Annotated in this window: 8 protein-coding genes; 2 read left to right on the forward strand and 6 right to left on the reverse strand. The window is 43.4% G+C overall.

Annotation, left to right across the window (positions count from 1 at the left end; all coding sequences use genetic code 11):
• Positions 1–386 precede the first annotated feature (386 nt).
• Complete coding sequence (locus tag WG89_RS28275) at positions 387–2225, forward strand: hypothetical protein (RefSeq protein WP_062271098.1); 1839 nt, start codon at positions 387–389, stop codon at positions 2223–2225.
• On the opposite strand, the gene WG89_RS28280 is transcribed toward WG89_RS28275, so the two are convergent.
• The 3 genes from WG89_RS28280 to WG89_RS28290 form a co-directional block, all read right to left on the reverse strand.
• Positions 2222–2629 (reverse strand): hypothetical protein, encoded by a 408-nt coding sequence (locus WG89_RS28280; protein WP_062271101.1) that lies wholly within the window; start codon positions 2627–2629, stop codon positions 2222–2224. The genes WG89_RS28275 and WG89_RS28280 overlap by 4 nt on opposite strands.
• 248 nt (positions 2630–2877) lie before the next feature.
• Complete coding sequence (locus WG89_RS28285) at positions 2878–3390, reverse strand: GNAT family N-acetyltransferase (protein ID WP_245662994.1); 513 nt, start codon at positions 3388–3390, stop codon at positions 2878–2880.
• A 17-nt stretch (positions 3391–3407) separates the two neighbouring features.
• Positions 3408–3677 (reverse strand): type II toxin-antitoxin system TacA family antitoxin, encoded by a 270-nt coding sequence (locus WG89_RS28290; protein WP_062271104.1) that lies wholly within the window; start codon positions 3675–3677, stop codon positions 3408–3410.
• A 116-nt stretch (positions 3678–3793) separates the two neighbouring features.
• Here WG89_RS28290 and WG89_RS30890 point away from each other — a divergent pair, with 116 nt between their 5' ends.
• Positions 3794–3979, forward strand: coding sequence for a hypothetical protein (locus WG89_RS30890; RefSeq protein ID WP_153301891.1), 186 nt, complete (start codon positions 3794–3796; stop codon positions 3977–3979).
• A 233-nt stretch (positions 3980–4212) separates the two neighbouring features.
• Here WG89_RS30890 and WG89_RS28300 read toward each other — a convergent pair whose 3' ends face one another.
• From WG89_RS28300 to WG89_RS29910, 3 genes are all read right to left on the reverse strand, one after another.
• Positions 4213–5196 (reverse strand): transposase, encoded by a 984-nt coding sequence (locus WG89_RS28300; protein ID WP_062271109.1) that lies wholly within the window; start codon positions 5194–5196, stop codon positions 4213–4215.
• A gap of 81 nt (positions 5197–5277) precedes the next feature.
• Positions 5278–5445 carry a DUF1349 domain-containing protein gene (locus WG89_RS29905; RefSeq protein WP_245662995.1) on the reverse strand — a complete coding sequence of 56 codons (168 nt, stop codon included), beginning with the start codon at positions 5443–5445 and terminating at the stop codon, positions 5278–5280.
• 32 nt (positions 5446–5477) lie between these two features.
• A partial coding sequence (locus WG89_RS29910) for a transposase (RefSeq protein ID WP_172806770.1) occupies positions 5478–5674 on the reverse strand: 197 nt, incomplete at its 5' end.

A 5674-nucleotide genomic window follows, 5' to 3' on the forward strand; every position in this document is an offset into this window, starting at 1 on the left:
CGATAACGCTCCTTTGTCGTTTTGCCTTCCCTTTCACCCAACAAGGTCGGCGTTCTCGATAATGATTTCGGAGCTCAATACTGAGCCTGTATCTTCCCCTGTCAACGCTTAACCATTGCCATTACTGACAACCGCCCATGACTCGGGGTTCCGGCGGTTTGCTAGACCTTACCGGATGAAGGGCTTTCACCTTCAATCTCTTGCCGATTTATCTCGGCGCACTGGGTGTCCTTGTTCACTTCTCGTTTTGTACGATGAAAGAGATTGTTACTTGTCAGTGGTAATGTCAGATGGGTTAGCTATTCTAACCAAATTTTGAATTCATAAATAGGATGAATAGTCATACCTCCATAATACCTATGACCAAGAATTAAACCGGACATAGCATGAACTCAACCAGTGATAATCAAAAAGCAAGCAGCGTGCCAGTATATAGACCTGAGTGTTCAGCCGCGCAAAATCAAGACATAAGAGTACCGCCAGCTAAACACCCTCGTTTAGAGAAGACGGATAAATGGATAGGACTGGATGCACGAAAGATTGAATCACATCCTTCTAAAAATCGAGCCAAGCCGTTGCAGTCATTTGCATTCTGGTTGGAATCAGCTGAATATTCTCCCGCCAATGTAACAAAATATAATGATGAATTTTCTAGATATAAACATGTAGAATCCATAGGCTCATTTACAGGCTGTTACACACTTAATAATGAGGTCTTGAGTTTTTATGAGGGGGACGACGGCAGGAATGCCTTGATTTTTGTCAAACTGTTTTCTGAATCCCCTTATTTCAAAAAATTGAAAAAAACAATACGTCAATTAGATGAAATTATATTATTTGCTACCGCTGACTTTATGAAAGGCTGTCAGTCTTTTCAACCAGCTGTTGTGTTTGCGAAGATAATGGGTGCCGGTGATCATTATTTAGAAATAGCTCTTGAGCATATAGGGCTGAGCCAAGAGTTTGATTTTAAAAGAAAGCTACCCTTACCCTTACTGGTAGAGTTATCTGAACATTTATGGGATTGCTCCAGAGCCATTATGGCTGATCCACAACAACGAGCTGCACTCATTGAAACACTCAATACGGCTGTAATGACTGAGTGTATTCCTGCCAACCTTGAGTCATTGTTGTTTATGAACGATGCTTCAGCCTGTGAAGTACATCAAAAGTTGCAGCCATGCCGCTTTATGTATGGGGAAGAATTGGAATATTGCACTGATATACTATTGATGTCTGAAACAGCCTTATCCGACTTTGATGCGCTATTAACTATCTGGAAGCAAAAGCTGGAAAGAAAGCTCTGTGAGAATAAGGTGCCACCCTCAGAGTGTCAATTAGAGCTATTAAGAGGGAGATATGCTGAAGCCAGAGTCTTTAATGAAAAACTCAACATACACATAGGCCAATGGCACTCTTGTGTTTTTCCCGATATGTGGGAGGATAAGCGCTTGCTCGAAGTGAATGTATCACCGTACACATTAGGGCAAGTATTCAGCGTAGGCGATAAAGAATACCCGGTAAATACACTGTTCACTCAATTTGTGACTGACATAGCCTGGGAGATGAATCTGACCATTAGTTCCGGGCATAAGCATATTGATTTACATCAATCTATTGGAGCAAACCCGGAGCTGTTCTTCCGAATGCTGGTAGACGTTGAAGATAAAGCCTGGCTTTGCACCTGCTTCAAAACCGAGGCTGATTCCGAGAAACTACACCGATATGTTGTTCAGGGTAAACAAGGCGAATCTAAAAGCAGAATTGTCAAATCAATGGTTACAGCATTTAATAAAGCCCTTGAAAAAGGAAAAACAGGTAAGGGCGGGGGTTTTTACCAGGCAAATCATGGGATCATAGAGTTTTGGTCTAATTTGGTTGGCAATACTCCTGAAAGAAATGTTCCTATGAATATCCAAATGGATAAATACGAAGATAATCAGGAAGCAAGACTTGGGCACATTGTGACCCATCCAAAAAATACCGCTGAGTTCCGTTTCTTTAACTGCCCACGCAATGGTGATGAAGGGATATTAATCAGCCGGTTGCTGGAGGCCTGGCACATAAAAATAGCCGAAGATCAGACCGCAAGAATGCCCATAACCTATACCCCTTGTGACCCTTTGGCCAAGGTGGATACGGTAGAACTTTACCATAAATATGCCTCTTTCATTGAAAGTCTTGGTCTTAACCCAGCTGAGTATGAAGAGCTACTGTGGATTTAGGTGCAGTAATTCAGACAACGCATAAACCAACTGATACGCTTCAGTCGAAGGCGGTATTCTTCTACATATTCATCAACCCGCCTGAGCTGCGAACTGCTCAAATTATGCCCGCTTAGATAGCGCTGAACCAGTAAAGGACCGGCAAATAACAGAGTCCACCGTTTGAGTATCTCATCTCGGCTCCAACCTTCTACCCCTCTGGAATTGATGTGCAGTACAACGTGATAATGATTCGACATTACCGCATAAGCACAGACTTCAATGGCAAAGATGGAAACCAGCATTTCGAGTCGATCAACCACCCATTGTCTGCGATGCTCAAAGCTTTTACCGGTGAGATTGTCTTCGCCACATAAAAAGGCTCGACGGACACAGCGAGCCACGCAGTGGAGAAAAAAGGACATCCATTCAATTAATTACCAATGGAGAAAAAAGGACATCCATTCAATTAATTACCAACGATAGATTAACAAAAAAAATGGATATCCCTTTTATTTTGCTTTTTTTTGCGATTAGAAGTTAATCTAACTTAGAGAAGTGTCCACTTTTATTGGGTAACTCGGAAACTTAACACCTGCTTCAGCCGCGTGCCGATGGCACGTCGGGGGAGCGTAGCGACCGAACTGGAAGCATTTTTTACATTTGCGGTTAGCTACGAACCAAACAGTTGGGCGACTGTTTTCATAGGAAGAAACATGCGAATTCTACCATTATGTTCACACAACACTTCAAAACCATATTTTGCATAGAATCGTTCTGCTGAGTCCGTTAGGCAGTCAACGATTATTGCGTATGCACGCATATGAGAGTTGATTTCCCACAAATACTTCAAGGCATTTATTAAGCAAATTTTTCCCAGCCCCTCTCCGTGGAATTCTCGATGTACAGCAAGCTGGGCAATCAGAAATACAGGGATAGGATAACGCGGTAGTTTCTTGGCTAAAGCTTTGGGTAAAGTGTCTCGACATATGGAACTTGGCGCAATGCTATAAAATGCACAAATTGGTATTTTTTGATTTGGTAAAGGGTTTAATGCAGGCAGAACCATTGTGCGACTGATACCTGCCTGCATATGTTTTGCTGCTTGTGTCTGGATGAACAAGTTAAGTTCAACTTCACCACAGTCAAATGATCCTCTATCATGGATACCTTTATCGAGTTCCACAAACTCCTTTGACCAGCTCACTTGACACCTTTCCCCTCGGTAAATGCCAAAGCATCTAACAAAGCCTTATTTGGAGCCTTTGCCTTTTCGCAGGCTTCTGTAAAGCGATCAAAGACATCGTTTTCTACTGTAATGCTCTCATATTCAGAGATGACCTGTGTAGAGTCTTCATCCATGAGCCTAACAACGTATTCGGTCAAACTCTTCAGCCCCAGTAGAGCTGAAGCCTTTTCTGCTTTAGCCTTGATTTCCTCATCAAGTCTCAGGTCTAAGCGTGCAGTAGCCATTTTCCACCCTCCATTTGTACGGATGTCTTCCGTATAGACAGATTTTAGACCTGAGAGCTCCTATAAGCAAGTTGTACGGATAAATGACGGATTATTTGAGCTAATGTAACGCTTGCGTGTGGGGCGCACACCACGCACTTGTTGGGTGCCTTCGCGATTCGAATGTTTCTTTCTGGCACGAAACCAGAAGCGGCGAAGTCAGCGAAGTCAGCGAAGTCAGCGAAGTCAGCGAAGTCAGCGAAGTCAGCGAAGTCAGCGAAGTCAGGGATATCGAAGTCAGGCGAAGTCAGGGACATCCATAGAATATAAACACGGGAAGTCAGGGACATCCATAGAATATAAAATTCTCAGCAATGAAACACCAACAACTCACTCTCAGGGTATGGGTCTTCTTGCCAGTGCATGTCTTCTTGAAGATCGGCCTAAAGCACAATGAAGCTCTTTGAAAGGGATGAATTGATGTTTTTCAGGTATAGAGATTTGTCTCACTGAACAAAATTCAGAAAGAGGCATTAAATACAGTCCAATGCTTGTTTCAACCAGACGGAAATAAACGACTACATGCTTGCAAGCCCTGGAGCCATTGCTGTCCGGTATTCATGGCATAGGCTTTCATAGCTTTGAGCCTACCTGCAGCGCGATAAAAACGATTATTCCAACTCATGGTTTTCAGCCACTCATCCGGATCTATCTCCAGCCTGGTCAGAATAGGAGGCGCACTTTCAGGAATTGAACCTTTTTTATCCTTTCGGACCGCTCTGCCACTCCAGTCTACTAGTTCAAGATAATCATGAAAAATGTACGGAAGTGCAAGATCAGGATTTTGTCCCTGATGACGAAAAGCCTTCAGCTCAAGGGGTTGCTTGCGATCGTTCGGCTTGGATAAGTGATCAATTCTTTGTTGAATGGATGTGAAATCGGATTGCTCGGGTGTTTTGGACAAAGTAGCGCGAATCGGATTAAGGTCAACATAGGCCATACACGTCAGAAGAGCGGCCTCATCCAACAATGCCTGACTCTTGAATCGCCCCTCCCAGAATCGGCCTTTACAACCGTCTTCCTGGTTAGCTTCACGAGCCAGATGCTCATTCAAACAACGCATAAACCAGCTGATACTCTTCAGTCGAAGACGGAATTCTTCTGTATATTCATCAACCCGCCTGAGCTGCGAACTGCTCAAATTATGCCCGCTTAGATAGCGCTGAACCAGTAAAGGACCAGCAAATAATAGAGTCCACCGTTTGAGTATCTCATCTCGACTCCAACCTTCTACCTCTCTGGAATTGATGTGCAGTACTACGTGATAATGATTCGACATTACCGCGTAAGCACAGACTTCAATGGCAAAGATGGAAACCAGCATTTCGAGTCGATCAACCACCCATTGTCTGCGATGCTCAAAGCTTTTACCGGTGAGATTGTCTTCGCCACATAAAAAGGCACGACGGACACAGCGAGCCACGCAGTGATAGTAAGGTGTTGAACCTGGATCAATCAGGGTACTGCGGGCTCGGGTCATGGGGGCTCCAGTTTGAAAAATTCAGTGACAGGAGAAAAGTAGTTTAACTGGCTGGTTAGTCAAATGTATGGATGTCCTTGTTTACTCCCATATTTTTGAAGTGGGTTTTATGTCAGTTGTTGCCCAATCGGAATACCCAAAATTTGTTACCACACTACCTAAGCGAGAATAATCTTGATTTTCATATTCAATAGATGCTTTAAACCAATTTTCACTGTCGAGATAAATAAATGAACTACCCCGCAGCAAGCTGCGGGGTATCCTCAGTGCAACTTGAGTGGTCAGTCCATAAACAGACTGATTTGGTTCGGACTTATTTCCTTCCGGTGTAGCTGCTTGTACTCCGCATTGCCTTGGTTTTTGACATAATTTGCAATTACATCTTCATTACCATGCTGGCCGACAGTATTCATAAAATATCCTGAACTCCAGAATGCTCCACCCCATAACTTTTGCTTAACTTCAGGGTTTTTCTTGA

This window comes from Endozoicomonas arenosclerae (genome assembly GCF_001562015.1).
Taxonomy (GTDB): Bacteria; Pseudomonadota; Gammaproteobacteria; order Pseudomonadales; family Endozoicomonadaceae; genus Endozoicomonas_A; species Endozoicomonas_A arenosclerae.

Bases quoted from the DNA above. Each gene is read 5' to 3' on its own strand.
- WG89_RS28275 (WP_062271098.1), top strand. From the start codon at position 387: ATGAACTCAACCAGTGATAATCAAAAAGCAAGCAGCGTGCCAGTATAT.
- WG89_RS28300 (WP_062271109.1), bottom strand. From the start codon at position 5,196: ATGACCCGAGCCCGCAGTACCCTGATTGATCCAGGTTCAACACCTTAC.
- WG89_RS28290 (WP_062271104.1), bottom strand. From the start codon at position 3,677: ATGGCTACTGCACGCTTAGACCTGAGACTTGATGAGGAAATCAAGGCT.
- WG89_RS28280 (WP_062271101.1), bottom strand. From the start codon at position 2,629: ATGTCCTTTTTTCTCCACTGCGTGGCTCGCTGTGTCCGTCGAGCCTTT.